The organism is Pseudoalteromonas sp. TB51, assembly GCF_000498055.1.
In the GTDB taxonomy this organism is placed as follows: Bacteria; Pseudomonadota; Gammaproteobacteria; order Enterobacterales; family Alteromonadaceae; genus Pseudoalteromonas; species Pseudoalteromonas atlantica.
Genome location: NZ_AUTO01000278.1, coordinates 1 through 1,179, shown reverse-complemented (window position 1 = coordinate 1,179; position 1,179 = coordinate 1). Strand labels below are relative to the sequence as shown.

Below are 1,179 nucleotides of genomic sequence, written 5' to 3'. Positions count from 1 at the left end.
AAGCCGATACCGTATTAATATTTGATTGTGATGTACACCAAGGCGATGGCACGGCACAAATTACGCAACATAATAGCGCTATAGTTACTTGCTCTATTCATTGCGAGCAAAATTTTCCGCGCTTAAAGCAACACTCCGATTACGACTTCGCCCTACCTGCCAACACATCAGATACCGAGTACTTAATAACGTTAAAACAAGCCCTCGAATTTTGCGTGCGTATTCATAACCCCGATATTATTTTATATAACGCAGGGGCTGATATTTACGAAAAAGACGAGCTAGGGTTATTTAACGTATCGCTTGAAGGGGTTTATGCGCGCGATCATTTTATTGTTAACTACTGCAAAGCCCATAACATCCCACTTATGTGCGCTTTAGGTGGCGGTTATCAGCGTAATTTAAATGCGTTAATTAATGTTCATAAACAACTATTTAAAGCTGCTATCGATTTATTTTAGTGCTTAGTATACACTCAAATAAACGGACTCTATAAAAGGCGCTAGCACGATGCGACTGCACGACGACATACATAACTTTTACGAAAAAATTGTGGTTGAAGAAATCATTAAACGTAAACTAGATAAAGTTTACAGTGAAGATGTAATGGCCGATTTTTGTTGCACGGTACTTAATCAATTGCCGCCACGTTATATTAGATACGATGTAGATATGGCCTTTTATTTACCACAAAGTGAACGTATTCACATGGAAGAGCGCGTACAAACCGCTATTGATGTTGCTATTAGCCAAATTTCAAAAAAGAAAGATTTAGATGACCAGCCCACTTGATAACGCCCCTACACATGTAAAACTGGCAGTGGATTTAATTATGCTTTTGGAGCAGCACGAGGTTGCTCCAGAGGATGTATTAAAAGCGCTCGAAATTGTAAAAAGTGACTTTGAACAAAAACAAGCCACCGCTTAGCATTACTCTTTTGTTTGCACTTCGTATTTAGTCACAGTGCCATCGTGTTTGTTACAATCAATTTTAATCTCGCCAAACGTGCGTCTTGGGGTTGTTGAGCGACGGCACGTCATTTTTTGTGCTTTACTACCATATTGGCTTATGTACAACGCAACGGTTTCGTCTATTTTAAGCTGTTGCGCCGAAGTGGCTGCGTTATAAAAGGTATTATATTGCGCCTGCCAACTTTCAACTCCAGCCTCTTTTGCAAC

2 protein-coding genes and 2 pseudogenes are annotated in these 1,179 nt (G+C 39.8%); 3 read left to right on the top strand and 1 reads right to left on the bottom strand.

Annotated elements, in window-relative coordinates; genetic code table 11:
* The 3 genes and pseudogenes from L650_RS0116480 to rsmS all read left to right on the top strand — a co-directional run.
* Positions 1-461, top strand: a pseudogene (locus L650_RS0116480) (histone deacetylase); the annotation flags it as partial.
* A 49-nt stretch (positions 462-510) separates the two neighbouring features.
* Positions 511-792 (top strand): late competence development ComFB family protein, encoded by a 282-nt coding sequence (locus tag L650_RS0116475; protein WP_004585951.1) that lies wholly within the window; start codon positions 511-513, stop codon positions 790-792.
* Positions 776-928 (top strand): pleiotropic regulatory protein RsmS, encoded by a 153-nt coding sequence (gene rsmS, locus L650_RS23890; RefSeq protein WP_024033713.1) that lies wholly within the window; start codon positions 776-778, stop codon positions 926-928. The genes L650_RS0116475 and rsmS overlap by 17 nt, the downstream gene beginning before the upstream one ends.
* A gap of 2 nt (positions 929-930) precedes the next feature.
* On the opposite strand, the pseudogene L650_RS0116465 reads toward rsmS, so the two are convergent.
* A pseudogene (locus L650_RS0116465) lies at positions 931-1,179 on the bottom strand (sel1 repeat family protein); the annotation flags it as partial.